Raw genomic sequence first — 17,711 nt, forward strand, 5'->3', positions numbered from 1 at the left:
AAAACGTTGACTGGTTATCGTGTAGTTAATATCCACTCGCCAATCGGCGAATTGTCAATAAAACAGGCACAAACTCAGTTTGTTTAAAACACGAAGCCTCACAGATTCCACCAGTATGTCCACTTCAGCACCAGCGCCCGGTTCTTCACCGAAAAGAAGCCCGGAACATCCTGACCGATCTGGGCTGAGTTGGGTAAATAGTTGTCCGTATAGACCAGGAAAAAGTCGGAAGCAGGCTTGTAACGCCACTGAATCCGAGCATTGACATTCATGTTTTTTTGCTGTTCATTGTACTGAACAAAGGTGGTTAGGTAGAGCGTGTTCGTGAGCGTTACATCGAAGCGGGGCCCAACCAGCCAGAACGTCGTTTGACCCCAGGGCTGGGGCAAACGAATGTCGTTATAACTGGCACTGGCTGCTAAACTTACGTAAGGCTGGAACCGGTAACCCAAATCGGCGGTCAGGTTCAGCCGGGTACCGTTGTCGTAATACCCACCATAACGGGTTGAAAAACCATAGGTGAATACACTCTGCGGTTTCGAGTCGAAGTCCGTTCCCCAGGCAGTCCAGTTGTGCTGCGTGCCCGTTGCCAGCGTTTGCCGACCTGTATTGGTTGGGTCGAAGGGTTGTAATAACCGCACATAGTCAGTAGCAACCCAGCCCGTAAATACACTTTTGCTCCGGAATGTAACGATGTAACTGAGCATCGTTTCGTTGTCGCTTTGCCGGCCAGCCGGATCGAAAAAATAGGTCGATACCACGGTCGGGCCATGACTCAGCACACCGCTGGCCGTTGGCAGAAAGGTATAGCCCAGGGTGCCCATCACCCGTTCATACGCCCGGCGTGGCACATAACCGGCTTCGGCCGTATAATTCTTGCCAACCGATTCGACTTGCCCACCAATAAGCCATTGGCGTGTGTTGTACTGCAGGTTAGCGGCATAAACGGCGTCGCTGCCGGATTGGTCTGTACCACTAACGTCCGGACTGAACGACTTAACATACAGCGCTTTTCCTGACCAGACGTTATTGGCTGAAGCCAGATTGTATTCCAAACCGAAATTTCGGTTGTATCGGGTGTAAGCAGGCTTATCTGTGGTTGGTGTATAACCGAGCGATTCTTTATTGACAAACATCAGGCCAATATTCGACCGGGCGAATATACGCCGTTGCAGGGCGACAACCGCGAAATTCTGAGCTGGAAGCGACTCTACGCCAGACCCTGAATAATCGACGCCCCCCGTCTGCATGTCCATAATGCCAATGCGCCAGTCTTTGTTTAGCTTGCCACTCAGCCGGGCACCGAAGCGAATAGGAACCCCGCCGAGGCCAATCCGGCGACTGAAAAAAGGGCGAATGGTCGCATAACCGAAGTTGGTAAACTGGTCACCGTTTTCGAGGAAGAACTGTCTCTTTTCGGGAAAAAACAGTTCGTAGCGGTCCAGGTTGGTCACCTGCTGATCGACATCAACCTGCGAAAAATCCGGGTTAACGGTCAGGTCAAGATTTAAGGACGACGTAATGGCGACTTTAGCATCCAGACCGGCATCGAACCGATTCTGGGTTGGTACGCCGTTCTGGTAATCGCGGGTCATGCCGCTTAGGGCATACGGAATCAGGGAAATATTGGGGCCAGGCTGTGGTGGTGGCTGATCCCAGACCAGAACACCCGTCAGGGCCAGCGAAGCCGTCGGAAACTGGCGCTGGATGGGCGTCCAGGATGACTTTTCGGTTGTTTTCAGATCCTGTCGGCTGAAGTTGATTCCCCAGCGGGAAATGCCTCGTTTATAGCGGATTGTTTTAAAGGGAATCGCCAGTTCGAGAACATAGCGGTCAGCGTAGTTCTTAACCGAAGAGGTCCATTTATTATCCCAGCTTAAATTTGCTTTGCCGCCTTCATATAACAAACCATCCCACTGGGCGCCAGCCGCATTGGTGCCAAACGTAAACCCGTTTGTCTGGTCATCGAAGGTGTCCATGAAGAAAATGAAGTTGTCATTTTTGGTGAAACTCCAGTCACGACGCAGCGATTCGACAATATACGGGCCTTCCACGTTTCCATGATAACAAACGGCGCTCAGATAAATGTGGTGATCGTCATACGCCATCCGAACGTCGGTACGAACCTTAGCCCGGCTGGTATCCATGGGCAATACCATCCAGAAATCAGACGCTACTTCGGCCGCTTGCCAGGCAGGTTCGTCAACGGTTCCATCGACAACAATGGGCGATGTTGCCCGGCTGATATGAAGCTGATACTGTTCATTTTTCTTCTGAGCCAGCAGTGGAGTGAAACCAGCAGCACACAGAAGAAGTGAAAAAAGAAGTAAACGTCTCACCAAACAAATACGTTATAAGTCAATGATAAAAGGGAAATAAGGGTTGAATTTACCCCACCTGATTGCATAAATAGAGACGCAACGATAAATGAATCGTTGCGTCTCTAAGCGTTACGAAAAAAGTCAACTTAATTGCCAACCATGAACACGGCGTTGCCAAACAGGAGTTTGCCATTGTACCAGAAACCCCGGAACAAGGGGTCGTCGGCCAGGTAAACGACACTACCCCGGCCAAGCTCCTGAACGCCCATAACCAGCGTGTTTTTTAGCTTCTCTTTGGCGTTTCTGCCGGAGAAACCCGCTACGTAGTTCGTCGTTTTGAGGTACCCTACATTCCAGCCATCTTTCAGGAAATCAAAGTTGTAGGCATTCTGCACCAGCGAGTAATAGCCCCCCGACAGGCCGAAGCCGAGTGGGTGAGACGTATCGACGTCGACCCGGTAGATACTACCCGGAATATCATCCGCTATGGCCGTCCGTTCGCGGTCAATGTAAAGCTTGAGGGAGTCGAGTACGCTGCTTTTATCTTTGCTCTTGTCCTTCCCTTTATCGTCCTTCTCTTTCAAATCAAACCCTTCCTTTCCGGCCAGAAACGATGCGGCCCGCTCCAGGGCAATCAGTTTGCCGCCCGCCCGTATCCATTCCCGGATGGAGGCTAAATTTTTCTCGGTCAGGTAGCGACCGTAGTTGTAGTTTGTCGGCAGAATCAGCACATCCAGCTTGTTCCACTGTACGTTGCCGAGCGTGTTGCCGTCAATAAGAGCAAGAGGGTAGTTCAATTCCTGATCGAAGAAATGCCATACTTCACCCGCTGATGGCGGAGGAGTTCCTTCACCAATAACGACGCCAACCCGGGGAGCCTTCAACCCGGTGACGAAATCTGACCCAAAATCCGACCCCTTGCTCACGAAGCCCGTTTGAACCGGCGTCAGGTCAGCTCCTGTTTTCGTTGCTTCCGCCCGAACGAGCGCGTCGAAGCGTTCACCGAAGCGCTCGTTGCCAGCGCGGGTGACGATGAGCGTGCCTGAAGGGTACGTTTTGTTTTCGACATCAAATGGCTTTTCGGCCGCCCGGACCCTGATTTTTTGTTTAAGCAATCCTGCCAGCATCTGTACCGCCGGCAATGACTGCCAGCGCACAAGGTAAGCATACGGCCGGGATGCCGCGGTGGAGCCGGTTGTTGAGGTTGAACTGCTAACGGCGGGTGGTTGAGTGCTCCCCGGATTGATTCGCGCTGTCAGCCCATAGGTTTGCAAACCGAACGCATACGGCAATGACCAGGCCGTAATGTCATACGTCGCGGAGTCTTCCAGCGCGGAGTTTTGTTCAAACAGAATTTTCAGCAGCGTTGATTTAGGCTGGTAGGCGCTGATCACAATGTCGTCGGCAGCAACCGATACGTTCTTATCGTTCTTCTGCGTGATGTAGTTAAATCCACTCGCCACAGTTTGGGCTTTACCCGAGTAGCCATAACTGATTTTGTTGCGTTCCAGGAGCTTCTGCAACGCTTTCAACCGGCCTGCATCGCCATTGGACTTAATGACATAACTTTTATAGACCCCAATCGGTGTATTGCGCGATTTATCGAAAAATTGTCCGAATTCCTTCACAATCTCGGCGGGCCGGTCGGCTACGGATTCGAGCGTGGCTATACTGGATGCCACGTGGTGGTCGATCCGCTGGCGCAGGGTAAGGGTATCACCGTCCGCTTTTTCAATAGCGAGCCCCGCCCGGCCACTGCCGCCCTGCTCAAAGGTCATTCCAATAGCCCCGTTGTAGGTTGGGTATGTGTCGCCATAGCTGGGGTAAAACAGATCAAAACGCTCGCGTGTGTAGTAAAGCCAGCCATTTTTGTCGAAGTAGCGGCTGCAATAGTCGCCAATGGTTTGCTGGAACTTCCGCTGAAAAGGCGTTATGTCTTCATGGTAGGGTTTGGCGGAGGGAGCAAAATAATAAGGGCTCTCAACGCCCATTTCGTGGAAATCGCCGTGAAGATGGGGCATCCACTGCTGGTAGAGCGCCATGCGTTGCTGGGTAATCTCCTGCGTTTGCCAGGCCCAGTCGCGGTTAGGATCGAACAGGTAGTGGGTATAACGACCACCTGGCCAGGGTTCGTTGTGCTCGCGGGCAGAGGGGGTCGGGTCGGGTGTGCGACCCACCATTTGGTTGTACCAGTTCACATACCGATCATGCCCATCGGGGTTCAAGCCCGGATCGAGAATAACCACCGTTGTGTTCATGATTTTCTGCGATACGGCATCCGACGAACTGAGCAACCGATACAGCACATCCATGAACGTTTCAGAACTGACGGCTTCATTGCCGTGAACGTTGTAGCTCAGCCAGGCAATAGGCGGTTGAGCTGCGGCCGTCGGCGTCCCATCCATCAGGCCAATGCGCTTCAAATTATTTGTTCGGATTTCTTCCAACCGGTTCATGTTTTCTTCCGAACCAATCGCAACGACCATCAACTGGCGACCTTCGTAGGTTGTGCCATAGGGGATAAGTTTAATGCGTTTAGGAAGTTGGCGGGCCACTTGTTCAGCATAAGCCAGAACGCGGTAATGTGGCGTGAACCGTTCTCCAATCTGATAGCCAAGGAATTTAGCGGGTGAATCGATCGGAGCGGAAGATGCAACGGCCGATGTAGAGGAAGTTGACTGTGCAGATGCCGACTCGGACTGAATAGTCAGTGATGCGACTGTCAGACCTGCAAGCAGCAAGAAGTGTTTCATGTAGGTGATGAAAAAAATTAATAGCTAATCACCTCAAAAATAGCACTAAAACACTCAGAAACCCTTTTTTTGAAAAAATTTTAGTAGCTCCTATTGCATTTTAAAAACATCGCCTTACCTTTGCACCACGATTCGCCAACACAGCGGCAACAAGCCAAAAGGTTGGGTCTTTTAAACAAGACGGCCGATTCGTCTAGCGGTTAGGACATCGCCCTTTCACGGCGGTAACACGGGTTCGATTCCCGTATCGGTCACTAACATTATTTTCTTCCCACGACAGACCCGCCGAAAGCGGGTTTTGTCATTTTAGGCCCTTCTGCTCCCAGCGATACCCCGTTTCAGGTGTGCATAGGTGCATATTTTTTTGCACACACGAATTTGCACACACCTTGCACACACGTTTTGCCAATTAAAATACTTAATAGTTCCTTAACAATCGCCGTCGTTGCATAGTATATTTCAACTCGAATATACCACACAACTAAAACATACGGTGAGTACGAAACGAATGCCGATCAGTATACGCTTTGCATTGCGCTCTCCCAAAAAGGGGCAGGTCTATGCTAATCCGCACCCCCTGCAAGTCTGGATTACGGTCAATGGTCAGCGGGACCACTTTGGGGCCGTTTATCCGCCTGTGACCGGTAGTAAGCTACTGGTCAACCCCAAGGAATGGCAGGTCGAGGATCAGGCATCATCGCGCCGGGATGATACAGTCAACAAACACCTGCCCAAACTTAAAGCGTATATACTGGAGGTATTCGACCGGCAATGCGCCATTGCCCAGGTGAACCCCGATTTTCCGCCAACCGTCAAATCGGTTTGCTACCAGATCCAGGAAGGAAAATTGCCCGACTGGAATCCAGAAAACGGCTGGCAGCTTGGCAAACAAAAGCCTACGATTCCTCTTTTGTCCGGCGACACATCGCTGGTCGATGTGTACAGTTCCCGAGTGGCTGCACTTGAGCGGCACTACGGCCCGACGCCTACCAAAACCCAAACCATTGATGTAGGCCGGTGGAAGAGAGGACTCGACCTACTCCGCGCCTGGGCCAAAGCGCACAATACGCCCGTACCGGCCTGCCAGAAAATAACCCTGTCCTGGCTGAAGGACTATCATAAGTGGCTTCAGACCCAGAAAAGCAAAAAGCAGTCGAAGCCCATTTCGGCGGCAATGGCCTCCCGCTACATCGGCAAAATTGGGCAGGTGTTGCAGTACATGGTTGACGCGGAGCTGATCGAGCGCAACAACGTAGAGAAACAGTCCTGGCCCCGTTACGACGATAAGGAGATCCTGTTTTTAGAGCCCGAACACGTCGCCAAGCTGTTTACCCTGAATTGGAAGCGAACGAAAGGTACCGCGCTTTGGTGGTTTCTCTTGATGTGCTGCACCGGACTGGATTATCCCGACGCGGTAGCGTATGCCCGGTCACGTCACGGCTTTGAGCGCGTCGGTCCATCGGGGCGTAAAATTCTGGGCAAACGTCTAAAGCCGCCCCATGAAGAATACGACGTGCCGCTACTGGACGAGGTTGAGTGGTTATTCGCGGTTCATCCGGAAGGGCCGGAAGATATATCCGGAGCCGCCGTCAACCGCTATACCGATCAGATCGAGGGTGTGCTGGGTATCACCTGGCGCATTACCAATAAGACTGCCCGTAAAACATTTGGCTGTCTGATGCTTATTAATGGGTACTACATCGGGGAGGTGAGCCGGATGCTGGGGCACAAACGGATAAGTACGACCGAGCGTCATTACGCCCGCATCATTGGTAGCGCCGTCGACCGCGCCCGGAGCCGGGTCAAAAAAAGCTCTCTGATATGACCAGATATAGCCGATGGATATTTACTGCCGTACCAGGTCTGCCGTTTGTTTTTATCAGCATCTACGAGGCTGACGGTCCAACTTATACGCACCACAGAAGGGTAGGGTTGAATTAATTCAGGGGAATGGTAAAGTGCTTACTGTATTGTGGCCCCTGTAATTCGTAGATCGAGCAAATAAGCCAGGGATAACGGTCGTGTTCAAAGTACCAACGGGTGAATAAATTCATAAACAGATTGGATAGCGGACTGTAATATACGACTAGTGACAAACTAACACCATGATTTCTAGTTAATAAGCTTTAGTCTAATTACGAATTCATGAGTGAAAAAGATCTTGCCTTAGCAGTGTTGGCCGTAAATCAATTGCCTTTTGTCGATAATGTCAATGTGCCGTTACAGGCTCCAACAGTTTTTATTAAGTTATCACCCAAACTAGCCGAGGTATTGCCTGAAGCTAGAAGCGTACTCCAAGTAGAGAAAACTGATTTTAGCGTCGCCGAGGTGATTAGAGTCTATAATTTGTATGTAGTCGAGTACCTGGACGAGATCGCCGATCTGTCTCACCAACTGCTGATGGAGGCTATGGATCAGATCATAAAAAAAGCCCGGTCGTAATGGCCGGGCTTTTTTTAGCTGATTCTCTATTTCAAAGTCTATCCTCTTTGGGCATCATTAATTGTATTTCGAACATTTACGTATGATTCACTAAGGGTTCTAATGTCTCCGTTAGTGAATTTCAAAACGGCTCTTCCGTCAGTAGCAGGACTTATAAAGGTAATTAGGTTTGTATTAACAAGAAGGGGTATCTCCTTACCGCCAAATGTGGTTACGAATTCGATAAACATAACTGTGTGGTTTGATGAGAATGCAAGATAATAATTTACCAACCTCTTACAACGGTAACAACGACCCGCGTTTTAACGGCCCGCTTGGCCTGCACAAACTGAACGGCTAAAGCCGCGATTACAAAGAGTATGATTGCTTTTTTCACGTTGTGAGGTGGTTATAAAATTGTCAGATTGTCGATGGCAAATTTGATCAGGTCGCGGCTACTGCCCAAACCCAGTTTAGCCGAAATATTCACTTTGTGATTGACGACAGTACGATAGGAGACATTTAACAGGTCGGCAATGATCTCCATCCGGTAGCCGTCGCCGATGAGCTTTAAAACCCGGAGTTCGGGCGGACTCAGCTTAAGCACATTCTCGTAAACTTTTGGATTGACCGGCTTGATCGCTACTTGATTGCTACGACGACGGTCCTCCTCGTTAATCAGATTGCGAATCGCCCAGATGTTAATATCGGTCAGCGGGCCGATCAGCGAGTCAAGAATACGGCCGAAATAATCGGCGATCATCGGTTCGCTATGCTCAAACCGCTGGTAGCCGTCGAGCGCGGTTTTTAAGGCGAGTAAAGTACCGTTTGTCAGTTGGTTGAGTGGTCTCATTTGGGCATGGAGTGTTGCGCTCACGGCCCGGCTGTCATACCTTTGCACCGTGAGCATTGAAATAAGCGTCTGTGTTCATATTCCCCTGCACGTCAAGTTTCCGAGGCTTCGTGCAGGGGTTTTTCGTTTAAATCAGTGATTTATCTACCACTTAAATACTCATCTCTCAATTCTTTTGCCCTGCCAGTTACAGGTAGTTCCGACAGCGACCAGCCGTTTTTAAACGTACTATTACCCGCTCGTTCAAGCTCCAAATAATGTCGATATAGGTCTGGGTTATGATTTGCCCCGTTCGTCAAATCAGATTTAGAACCTAGTACACATAGGGCGCAGGATAGGCGTGTATTACCAAATACATAGGCTGGATGCGCTAACCACCCTCGCAGAGCGGGATCGTATAAGCCTGCTTTGTACATAGCCTGCCGTTCGCGTAGCTCGGCCAAACTGGTGCCGATGCTATCCCAAATCATCTCTTCATTCCAGTATAGCAGTGGTCGCCAGTTGAATGCCACGCGTTGACCTTTTTGTTGACAGAAAAGAGACTGAGCAGGCGTCATAGCCGACAGGTTACGGATTGGATCAGTACTACTAGCTGTTATTCCCGTACGAACTTCAACCACTGCCTTTTTGGCCCTTGCTGAACTCTCATCACCCCGAACGCCTTCAGCGGAAATAATAACCGGATTTTCAGCCCGTAAAGCAGTGTCAATCGGACCTCGCTTCGAATCAGATGTGCAATACCGATTGGCAGCCGATGGCCAAAAAGGTTTTCGTAACTCTATATCGATAGGGCCTGACTTGTTGTGTGAGGTGCAATACCGGTTCTGAGCATCGGGCCAAAACGGCTTACCAGTTCCACTGGTAGCTTCTAGCCGCTCTTCTAAGCGGGCTACCAAGTCACCTTTGGCACGTTGTACAACAATCAAGGGTACGTCATTCTCTTCGCAAATGCGTTTTACAAAGTCGGGTGTTTGTGGCCATTCGGCGCGGCCTAAATCCGCATGAATGGCAAACAACTGACCATTAAAATGTTGCTGACGAAACCATCGTGAAAGCTCAATTAAAAGAGCATGAGAATCCTTACCACCGCTGATACTGATGGCTAATGTTGCACCATCTGATAAGGCTTTACGAATAACGTCAGGGATGGCTAACGTAGCTGATTGAGGAAAAAGGGCTAGCTGATTCATGCGTCAGCCTCCTCCTTTCGGCTCCAGCTGGAGGGGCGCCAGCCGTCCGGTTTCTGACTCTCTTTGAACGCATCACCCAGCAACCGGGCGTTTTTGCGTCTGGCCATATCGATCATCGCTCGCCGGTCGTGGCTCATATTCATGTTGACCGTGAATACCTCGTACGGACTCCGCTTCTGGACACCGACGAAAATAAAACTGTACTCAAAACCAAAAGCATCTAAGTAAAAGGCCGCTTGTCGGTCGTAGCCATACCTAACAAAACAATCAAAGAATTCCTGTCCGCTACGGGCTGAAGTAGTTTTTAAATCAAAAAGTACGGCGGGCGGGTTAAGCCACTGGGCGTCAATCTTGGCTTTGAGGGACAGGCCCGTCCGTGGACAGGTCCAGTACTTCTCTATTTCGTGACAGCCCGGCGTCTGCCAGTGTTCGACCCAGTTTGGTACGGTCTTCTTGATGCTGGCTTTCATCTTGAGTAAATGCGCCTGGTCTTTGACGTGCAGCTTATCCCATAGGTTAGACGTATTGGGCTCCAGAATCAAGCTGTGAAAGACCGTACCGAACAGGGCGGCTTTGGGGTCGATGGGCTTGATTTGTCCGCCCGTACGCATTGCAAATAGCTCGCTGAGGTCACTATTGGAGTAGGCTGGATAGGTTCTGTATTGATGGTCAGTCATTGGGGAGCAGGGTTAGATAGGGGTATGTGCCGGAGATGATGTCGGCCTCAATTTGTTTTGCATAATCAGCCTCGTTGATTTCATAGGTGCCTAAAAGCAGGTAGTTCCCTTCGACGCCGTGACAGAAAAGAGTTGCGTTACCGGTATAGTGGGTATACATGAGTTTAAGGTGGATGTCTTCCCGAAACTCTTTCTCGTTTGTGCAATGCACGATGGCTGTCAGGCGCGCGCTTTCTTCGTCGTATTCGATTCGTACCGTGTTCAGTAAATCGGTCATTGTCGTATCAGTTTAACGTGTTCACTACTGTAGCACCGGGCCTTATCCTTTTTATCCTCCATGACTTTGATCAGGCCGCTCGATGTCCAGCCAATCACGGTACCGGTAAAATTGCGGACGTGGAACCCGCGTCGGTGGACGGCCACACGGACGCGGGATTGTGGTATGATTTCAGCGTTCATCAGAAAGGCTCGGTTTGTGATGCCTGTAGATCCCAGACGTTAGGCACGACGACGGTATTAAGTCGCTCACTAACAAAGCTCTCCCGCAGGTAGCTGGGCAGTTTATCCATTAACTCCCTGTACATATCAATACCCAGCACCTGAGCGACGTAACACTCATGTACGCTGTTGATGTGGGCAACGATGTCCATTAGGTCAGCGTGAAATTCGCGGACGTTGAACTCGTCGAGGTTTACCATCTTTTCGATGTCGCGGTCGGTCGACGAGATTCGGAGCCGACTCATTAGGTTGAAAAACGTCGTTCGGCCGATTGGTCCATTATGAGGGCTGCACATGTTCTTTTTTAACTCCCGTTGGCGCGTAATACGCATAATGCGAACCAAGCCATGATTGCTCGTCCGGGTCACGGTGATTCGATTTTGACCGTAGGCGTAGAAACTTAGCGAGTGAGGGTAATACTCGGTTGCTATCAGATTACCAACAGCGCGACCTATGTTATTCTCATTTGAGATGTTGTTGCCCATTGCAGCCAGAAACGCTCTCGACGAAAACAGCACAGAGTAATAAGCCTGTGGGAATGTCCAGTGCAGAGACGATTGCAAATACTGCTCGTCGTTAACGACGGGTGTTATACGCAAAGCGTATTCAGCCGACCAGCAATTGAGCAGTAACGCTTTGATGGCTTTGTAATCGAGGGACTCGGGCGTCTGGATAGTACGCGTAATAAGCTGAGTACCTTCGGGCGAGTTGAGCCGGATATACGAAGCCAGGGCGCGAAAATGATCTGAGAAATGCATACAAAAAGAGTTTAGGCCGCTACTGATGAGAAGTAGCGGCCGGGTGAGAGAGATTATTGAGCAGCGGGCAACAGGTCCGGTTCTTCCGCAGGAGGGGTAAACGGATTGAAATAGTTGAAGGTCGATTTGTTGTTGGCGATGTCGGTTAGTGTCTCGATCCGGTAAATCCGGCGATCCTGTGCGTATTCGCCCAATTCCTTGCTCCGCTCGACGTCAGCCAGCTTGTAGGTAAATGAAGCGATGTAATAGACGCCTTTGGGCTGAATGTTGTTATTCTCTTTCTTCTCAGCCACAACCGTAATGACCACGTCGGCGAGCGTCAGGTCATCATAATACAGGGGCTCGATCAACCGAAAGATGTTATCCACGCTGTAGCCGTGGAAGAGTACCGCCGACACACAGTTCTTCTCGTCGATAAAGAATAACTCCGCCCAGTTCTTGGTACCCATGTTGAGGATATTATCCGTAAAAATCCGGCCCGCGATGGGCTGAAAGGTGAGCGTCCGGCCCAGCTTCTCCGTGCCGTTGATGTTAAAAACGCCCTCTTTGGCATCGAATCGGTATTGGCGCGGGTGCCCTTCGAGGTACTTGAACTTATCGACGACTTCGCCCGTCAGTTCGTGGACTTTCTGGTACGACTTGAGATTGCCTTCAGCGACGGCGGTTTGTACTGCTTTAGTGGTAGACATGAGAGAAAAAATAAAAGGGTGAAAAGACGATTACTTGTTAAGGACTTCGATTAGGGCATCGGCAATTTCTACAGCTTGCTTTGCTACTGTCGAGGGCGATTCGTACTTATCTGACAATTTCATAAGTGCTTGAGCCGCGAAGTATTCCCGCTTACTGAGCCCCCATTGTGGCATACCTTCATTGATGTCGAGCGGGAAAGCCGACTGTTCTCCATTGTTGTCCATTGTGAAAGGTTGATTTATGGCCCGGTGTGAGCCGGGCCGGTTAGGATTGATTAAGCAAGGATTAGTCGGTCAGCCCGAAACGAGCGCCAGCCCATTGCCAGCGTATCGTAATAGCGAATAGCCAGCACGGAGCCGGGTTTGCTGTCTGTTGTCGTTACGGCCGGAGCCAAACCGTAGTAGCCGACCGCGAACCGCTCGGAGCCGTCGTCTTTGCGGTAAAAGAAGGAGACGGGCTTGACGAGCATTTCAGCTTTGAGCCGGATAACTGCCCACGCGCGTTTGAGCGCCTGAGAGAGCGAAAAACCCTGTTTGCGGAGGGCATTGGCGAGGATCATTAATTGACGTTTCATGTGAATGCAGTTGTTAAGCGATTGACTGATTTTGTTGATTACTTGAGTCCAGACGGACGCGAATGATAGCCGCCGTTATAGCGCTTGTTAAAAGGGGGTAGAAAATGCTCAATTGCTTCGCGCTCTATCTTGTCCCAGAGAGACTCATCACGGACTTTTAAAATAGTCACGTAGGTAAAATCCATGTCCGCGCGCTTGAGGTGCGTCATAATTCTGCCTTTGATGTGAGCGCTTTGTCCGACGTATTGCAGCTCCCCTGACTCATTAAATAGATAGTACAGGCCGCAGCCAATGTTGGCCATGCCTTTAGCCACGATTCGTCTCGACCATAGCTTATAGAGGTCTAAGTGAATCGGAAGGGGCAACCGAATAGGCTTGATGCCTGTAATTAGTGGGCGAGGCTTATTAGCACGATTCGTCTCCATTTTGATTTGCTTTATTGACTCAACAAAGATATAACAAATGTTATTAAAATCAATAACAAATATTATATAAAAATTTTGTTGTTATCTGACTTAGTTCACTATTGCTTATCATTCAGGTATTTATGGATGAGATTTTAATAACATTTGTTATTTTTGTTTCATACTTATTCCCCCACGTCTATAAATCCATGAAAACAAGCGTACCTGCCCTCTTTGACGAGATCGCTGACGATCAACCCTATTTCTTTGGCGTTCAAGCCAATCCTATCCGGGAATCATTGCCCACGCTGACGTACCGATTTGACAGGGGCACGATTGGCCTATCGAAAGGGCTGTTAAACCTATTGGGCATTCAGGCAAATTGCTTTGTGGGCTTTGTGACCATCAAGCGGGCCATTTACATCTATATCGTACCGGGTCAGGGTCGTTACTGGGTCAATACGTCGACCCGGTTCAAGTCCGGCATCTGTTCGGGTACGATTTGCGCCAAACAGTTTGTCCGCGAAGCCATGCGGAGCGTCGGCAACGGGCCGGGTGAGATTATTAGTTTTCCGGTAGCGCCGTTCAGCACGACGGCGACCGAGCTTGGCTTAGACCCGGACGTCTATACCGTACCGTTTTACCGGATTGTCACGGACCAAAAATCGCTGAGGGCGTAAGACCGGGCTTACCTTATATCTATGGAAGATCAGACAGCGTCTACTGACGGGCAGGAAGAGACAACCGTACCAGCCTGGTACGATGGACTGACGGACAAACAGCGACGTTTTGTCGAGGAGTACTGTATTGATTTCAACGCGACGCGCGCGGCCAAAACAGCCGGCTACTCCGATAAGACTGCACAGGAGCAGGGTAGTCGATTGTTATCAAATGTTATGGTTCGCAAAGCCATCGACGATTACCTGGATTCGCTGTCGATGACCAGCGCCGAGGCTATCTATCGACTTACCTCAATGGGTCGCGGGTCGATTGCTCCCTTTGTCGAGCCGTACGGTCGCGGCTTGAAATTCGACTTCAATACCGAGGAGGCCAAAGCCAACATGCACCTGATTAAAAAGATCACCAATGGCAAGGACGGTATGTCATTCGAGTTACACGACCCCAAAGACGCCATTTTCAAGATTATGCAGCTACGCGGTAAGGTCGTCAGCAAACACGAGCATACTGGAGCCAATGGCGGGCCGATCAAGACCGACAGCAAACAGCAAAGTACGGTGTACATCGTCGACACGACCGAGGGCCACAAAGTACCTGCACCCGATGATGACTATTCAAACCCGGACGCACAATGATAGACGACTCAGAATTAAGTATCGAAAAGATCAGGGCGTTAAAAGCGGAGCTACGCGCTAAAGTAGGCGTATTGCCGTATGATCCACTTGTCGAGGCACGAATGCACCTGCTTAAGCGAATGGGTCAGGAGTTAGACCGAAAGTGCGCCGTTATGGTAATCGCCGGGTTTCGTCCTATTGGTAGAATGCTCGCTCGTCAGTTAGCCGCGATGCCTATAGAAAAGGCAACCGCTTTCCTTGAGGAGATCGGCACTATCAAAGCCGATGACATGGAGCGGATTCGGCAGCAACTCGACCAGGCGATGAGCGTCGGCCGCGTCAAGGCTGAAGACTTAGTACCATTTCGCAACTATCAGCAGCCCGGCTCTCGTCGTGGCCGTAACATCAAACCCGACGAGTCGCGAAAGGCTCGTTATTCTCAATCGAGGAAATGAGACTATTACTCGTCACGCTGACTAGCACACTGGTAGCTGTCGCCCTCAACCTGACGGCTCACGCGCTGTCTACCCGTATTGACATCTGGCCCAACGCGGCCAAGGTGCAACCGCCCAGGCGAACGCATTACATCTCGTTGCTGGATGAAGACTTACCCTTTTGAGTTATTCGCAACTGGGTAGAATTAATCGATGGCATCGTTTACCAAGTAAACTAAAAACTAAATCAGCATGCCGTTTACTATCACGCCTAAACAACTTGTCCAGTTTAAGAAACTTGTCAACTCTCAACCTCTTGAGTTTTATGAGAATGCGAGCTTATACAACTCGCTGGCGGTACCAGCAAAGGAGATTATTCGCTATGTCAACAAAGAATACCCAGGCGAATTTGCGTCGTTGTATAATCGATTAACGAACGCCCAAGACGGAGAGCACCTGTCTATTATTGCCATGAATCAGACTGGAACGCTCAAAAAAGTGCTTAATCTATATGAACAGGCATATCAAGCGGAGTTAATGGAAGAGTTGAGCGAGAAGGAAATTGGCAAAATGAATGGATACGAGTATCAACTAATCATGGTGGACATGATTAGAAAAGTCTCAGAGCTTAAATAATCTACGAATAGCTATTTAACGAATGGTCCGTTTATTCCGAATCTAGTAGGGTAGGCGGGCTAGTCTCTTATTGGCCGTAAATTAAAGAGTGGTCCGCTGCTCTCCGATTTATAAACCGCTCTACTCGCTGCCTCCGGCCGTCCGCTACATCCACCTGTGGGGTGGCCGCTCGCGGGGCGGCTCGTTTGCCGCGACCGACTACGCGCTGTTCTACCTGTCACAGCCCGACTACTTCCGGGGCTACCTGATGCGGTATATACAAGGCGACATCCGCGTCTCGCTGTGGCGGGATATGATGGACCGCATCGACGAGAAAGAGGAGCTGGGTCTGCTGAACCGAAAGGACTATAAGATCAATACGAACGAGATGTCCATCGTTCACCTGCCCACCGGCAACACGCTCCAGAGTCGCGGGTTTAAAAAGTCATCGGGCGCTCAGACCGCTAAGATGAAATCCATCGCGGGTGCGACGCACATCTTTTTAGAGGAGGCCGAGGAGGTGACCCGCGACGACTTTAACCAGCTTGATGACTCACTACGGACCGTTAAAACCGACCTTCGCGTCTTCCTGATTTTTAACCCGCCGAAGAAAAATCACTGGATCATTGAGGACTATTACACCCTTCGCGAGTCACGAATACCCGGTTACTACATCGCTCACGCGAACGTAAAGGACAATTTCCTTTCCATTTTCTCGACGTATCACGACAATATCAAATATGTAGCCAAATCCACCGTCGAGAAATTCGAGGGCTACCGCGTATCTGACCCCGATTGGTACTGGACAGTGGTCCGTGGGCTGATTAGCGAGGGAGCCAAAGGGCGGATTTACCGGGGCTGGAAAGCCATCACCAACGACGAGTTTGCCAGCCTGCCCTACGGCTCGTACTACGCGCTCGATTTCGGCTTTGGTGTCGATCCGCTGGGCTTATCGGAGGTCAAGAGGCACAATAGAAAGCGTTATGCCAGAGAGTTAATCTACGAAACGGGGATCAGCGACGAGGAATTGGTCCGCAGGCTCAGGGCTTTCAAAGTGGGTTCGCGGCCAATCGTCGCCGATTCGGCCGAACCAAAGTCGATTTCGTTTCTCCGCAGCAAGGGGTTCAACGTCATTGCGGCCCGTAAAGGGGCGGACAGTATTCGCTTTGGCATCAAGGCCATGCAGGGGTGTGAGTGGTATTACACGCAGGACAGCAAGAACCTGGCTTACGAGTATCAGGAGTACCGCTGGCAGCTTGACGCCAACAAGGAGACGACAACCGAGCCCATCGGCAAACATGATCACCTGCTCGATGGCCTCCGCTATACCGAACTGACGGACCCCTGGGGCGGTGGCGCTATTGACCATACGTAGCGGCTCCCTATCTTCAATACGCAGTTTGCCTTGCTAGTGTGTGTCAACGGTGGCCCGATTACTGGTTAACGACGGCCAGTCATCGCCCGCCGATTTTCTCACCTGACAAGCCTCAAACTCGCCCAACTGCACACACATAGCTATAAAATCGCTCTCCGCGATTCGGGCCGACTGCTCTCAAGCACGTCACCATATTCTATTTATAGCAATGCCAAATCGTTTGTATGAAGCCTCGAAACAGACTGCCAGTGTGCAGGGTATTCCCAATACCGGCGTCGACCAGGTACCCGGCACAATCATAAAGTTAGTGTTTGTTGAACTAGCCCAGTGGAACGCCTACACGCCCGCCATTACCGAAACGACGGTCATCACCTCCGCGTTCTGGACGGCTTTTCTAGCCACGGTCGATAAAACCCACGTTGTGACAGGCTTCATTGACGCGTTCGACGTCGCTGAAACTGAGGGCATCATGGAAGGCGGCAACGATAACACGACCTACAACGGTGTTCCCCGTCTTCGTTCCATTACCCACGCCGTGGCAACGGGCAAAATATCGGGTATTTCCAACGCTGAAGCGGCTGCTATCCGCTCGCTGACAGCTAAATCGGGTAATTTCCAACAGGGTGCGCGCGTGGGTGTGTTGTTTCTGCACGAAGGTAACGGCCTGACGATTCTGACGGGTGCCAAGCCAATGCCAGTTTTCAACGTTCGGTTGTTCGATCCCAAAATGGGCGGACTGGGTGCGTCGGATGACTACTCGTTCAAATTCGAGATGGAGGGCGGCTGGTCATTTACAAAGAAAACCCTCGAACTTGCTTTCGTCGGCGCGACACTAACCAACCCCGCGCCGTAAGCG

Annotated in this window: 21 protein-coding genes and 1 tRNA gene; 10 read left to right on the forward strand and 12 right to left on the reverse strand. The window is 50.5% G+C overall.

Annotated features, from left to right (window positions below; genetic code table 11):
- Positions 1 to 98: 98 nt before the first annotated feature.
- Together SD10_RS08905 and SD10_RS08910 are read right to left on the reverse strand one after the other, a co-directional pair.
- Positions 99 to 2,339: a carbohydrate binding family 9 domain-containing protein gene (locus tag SD10_RS08905; protein WP_046579268.1), complete on the reverse strand. Its 2,241-nt coding sequence runs from the start codon at positions 2,337 to 2,339 to the stop codon at positions 99 to 101.
- 128 nt (positions 2,340 to 2,467) lie between these two features.
- The gene (locus SD10_RS08910) at positions 2,468 to 5,074 is read right to left on the reverse strand and encodes a M14 metallopeptidase family protein (protein WP_046573485.1); all 2,607 of its coding nucleotides are present in this window, start codon (positions 5,072 to 5,074) and stop codon (positions 2,468 to 2,470) included.
- Between the two features lie 182 nt (positions 5,075 to 5,256).
- On the opposite strand from SD10_RS08910, the gene SD10_RS08915 reads away from it, so the two are divergent.
- From SD10_RS08915 to SD10_RS08925, 3 genes are all read left to right on the forward strand, one after another.
- A tRNA-Glu gene (locus SD10_RS08915) sits at positions 5,257 to 5,328 on the forward strand.
- A 239-nt stretch (positions 5,329 to 5,567) separates the two neighbouring features.
- The gene (locus tag SD10_RS08920; RefSeq protein WP_148562409.1) at positions 5,568 to 6,899 is read left to right on the forward strand and encodes a phage integrase SAM-like domain-containing protein; all 1,332 of its coding nucleotides are present in this window, start codon (positions 5,568 to 5,570) and stop codon (positions 6,897 to 6,899) included.
- A gap of 320 nt (positions 6,900 to 7,219) precedes the next feature.
- Complete coding sequence (locus SD10_RS08925) at positions 7,220 to 7,516, forward strand: hypothetical protein (protein ID WP_046573487.1); 297 nt, start codon at positions 7,220 to 7,222, stop codon at positions 7,514 to 7,516.
- Positions 7,517 to 7,904: 388 nt separating this feature from the next.
- Here SD10_RS08925 and SD10_RS08935 read toward each other — a convergent pair whose 3' ends face one another.
- The 10 genes from SD10_RS08935 to SD10_RS08980 form a co-directional block, all read right to left on the reverse strand.
- Positions 7,905 to 8,348 (reverse strand): helix-turn-helix domain-containing protein, encoded by a 444-nt coding sequence (locus SD10_RS08935; protein WP_158500554.1) that lies wholly within the window; start codon positions 8,346 to 8,348, stop codon positions 7,905 to 7,907.
- A gap of 140 nt (positions 8,349 to 8,488) precedes the next feature.
- Positions 8,489 to 9,538 (reverse strand): phosphoadenosine phosphosulfate reductase domain-containing protein, encoded by a 1,050-nt coding sequence (locus SD10_RS08940; RefSeq protein WP_046573490.1) that lies wholly within the window; start codon positions 9,536 to 9,538, stop codon positions 8,489 to 8,491.
- Complete coding sequence (locus tag SD10_RS28680) at positions 9,535 to 10,215, reverse strand: PD-(D/E)XK nuclease-like domain-containing protein (protein ID WP_052731134.1); 681 nt, start codon at positions 10,213 to 10,215, stop codon at positions 9,535 to 9,537. The genes SD10_RS08940 and SD10_RS28680 overlap by 4 nt, the downstream gene beginning before the upstream one ends.
- The gene (locus SD10_RS08950; RefSeq protein ID WP_046573491.1) at positions 10,208 to 10,492 is read right to left on the reverse strand and encodes a hypothetical protein; all 285 of its coding nucleotides are present in this window, start codon (positions 10,490 to 10,492) and stop codon (positions 10,208 to 10,210) included. Before SD10_RS08950 ends, SD10_RS28680 begins: the two co-directional genes overlap by 8 nt.
- Entirely contained in the window at positions 10,489 to 10,674 is a 186-nt protein-coding gene (locus tag SD10_RS08955) for a hypothetical protein (RefSeq protein WP_046573492.1), read from the reverse strand. The genes SD10_RS08950 and SD10_RS08955 overlap by 4 nt, the downstream gene beginning before the upstream one ends.
- Complete coding sequence (locus SD10_RS30015; protein ID WP_052731135.1) at positions 10,674 to 11,471, reverse strand: hypothetical protein; 798 nt, start codon at positions 11,469 to 11,471, stop codon at positions 10,674 to 10,676. The genes SD10_RS08955 and SD10_RS30015 overlap by 1 nt, the downstream gene beginning before the upstream one ends.
- A gap of 53 nt (positions 11,472 to 11,524) precedes the next feature.
- The gene (locus SD10_RS08965) at positions 11,525 to 12,160 is read right to left on the reverse strand and encodes a hypothetical protein (protein ID WP_046573493.1); all 636 of its coding nucleotides are present in this window, start codon (positions 12,158 to 12,160) and stop codon (positions 11,525 to 11,527) included.
- Between the two features lie 30 nt (positions 12,161 to 12,190).
- Positions 12,191 to 12,385, reverse strand: a complete 195-nt coding sequence (locus SD10_RS08970; protein WP_046573494.1) for a hypothetical protein — start codon at positions 12,383 to 12,385, stop codon at positions 12,191 to 12,193.
- 50 nt (positions 12,386 to 12,435) lie between these two features.
- Complete coding sequence (locus SD10_RS08975; RefSeq protein ID WP_046573495.1) at positions 12,436 to 12,735, reverse strand: SH3 beta-barrel fold-containing protein; 300 nt, start codon at positions 12,733 to 12,735, stop codon at positions 12,436 to 12,438.
- Positions 12,736 to 12,773: 38 nt separating this feature from the next.
- The gene (locus tag SD10_RS08980; RefSeq protein ID WP_046573496.1) at positions 12,774 to 13,160 is read right to left on the reverse strand and encodes a GIY-YIG nuclease family protein; all 387 of its coding nucleotides are present in this window, start codon (positions 13,158 to 13,160) and stop codon (positions 12,774 to 12,776) included.
- A gap of 188 nt (positions 13,161 to 13,348) precedes the next feature.
- Between SD10_RS08980 and SD10_RS08985 the strand changes: the two genes are divergently transcribed.
- The 7 genes from SD10_RS08985 to SD10_RS09010 all read left to right on the forward strand — a co-directional run bounded on the left by SD10_RS08985 (position 13,349) and on the right by SD10_RS09010 (position 17,708).
- Positions 13,349 to 13,819: a hypothetical protein gene (locus tag SD10_RS08985; RefSeq protein ID WP_148562410.1), complete on the forward strand. Its 471-nt coding sequence runs from the start codon at positions 13,349 to 13,351 to the stop codon at positions 13,817 to 13,819.
- Positions 13,820 to 13,840: 21 nt separating this feature from the next.
- A complete protein-coding gene (locus SD10_RS28685) occupies positions 13,841 to 14,452 on the forward strand; it encodes a terminase small subunit (protein WP_052731136.1) in 612 nt (203 codons plus the stop codon).
- Positions 14,449 to 14,886, forward strand: coding sequence for a hypothetical protein (locus SD10_RS08995; protein ID WP_046573498.1), 438 nt, complete (start codon positions 14,449 to 14,451; stop codon positions 14,884 to 14,886). Before SD10_RS28685 ends, SD10_RS08995 begins: the two co-directional genes overlap by 4 nt.
- On the forward strand, positions 14,883 to 15,050 hold the full coding sequence (locus SD10_RS29635) for a hypothetical protein (protein ID WP_158500555.1): 168 nt from the start codon (positions 14,883 to 14,885) through the stop codon (positions 15,048 to 15,050). The genes SD10_RS08995 and SD10_RS29635 overlap by 4 nt, the downstream gene beginning before the upstream one ends.
- Positions 15,051 to 15,117: 67 nt before the next feature.
- Positions 15,118 to 15,501, forward strand: a complete 384-nt coding sequence (locus SD10_RS09000; RefSeq protein WP_046573499.1) for a hypothetical protein — start codon at positions 15,118 to 15,120, stop codon at positions 15,499 to 15,501.
- 88 nt (positions 15,502 to 15,589) lie between these two features.
- Entirely contained in the window at positions 15,590 to 16,855 is a 1,266-nt protein-coding gene (locus tag SD10_RS09005; RefSeq protein ID WP_046573500.1) for a PBSX family phage terminase large subunit, read from the forward strand.
- Positions 16,856 to 17,063: 208 nt separating this feature from the next.
- The gene (locus tag SD10_RS09010; RefSeq protein ID WP_148562411.1) at positions 17,064 to 17,708 is read left to right on the forward strand and encodes a hypothetical protein; all 645 of its coding nucleotides are present in this window, start codon (positions 17,064 to 17,066) and stop codon (positions 17,706 to 17,708) included.
- Positions 17,709 to 17,711: the final 3 nt, after the last annotated feature.

The organism is Spirosoma radiotolerans, from assembly GCF_000974425.1.
GTDB classification, from domain to species: domain Bacteria; phylum Bacteroidota; class Bacteroidia; order Cytophagales; family Spirosomataceae; genus Spirosoma; species Spirosoma radiotolerans.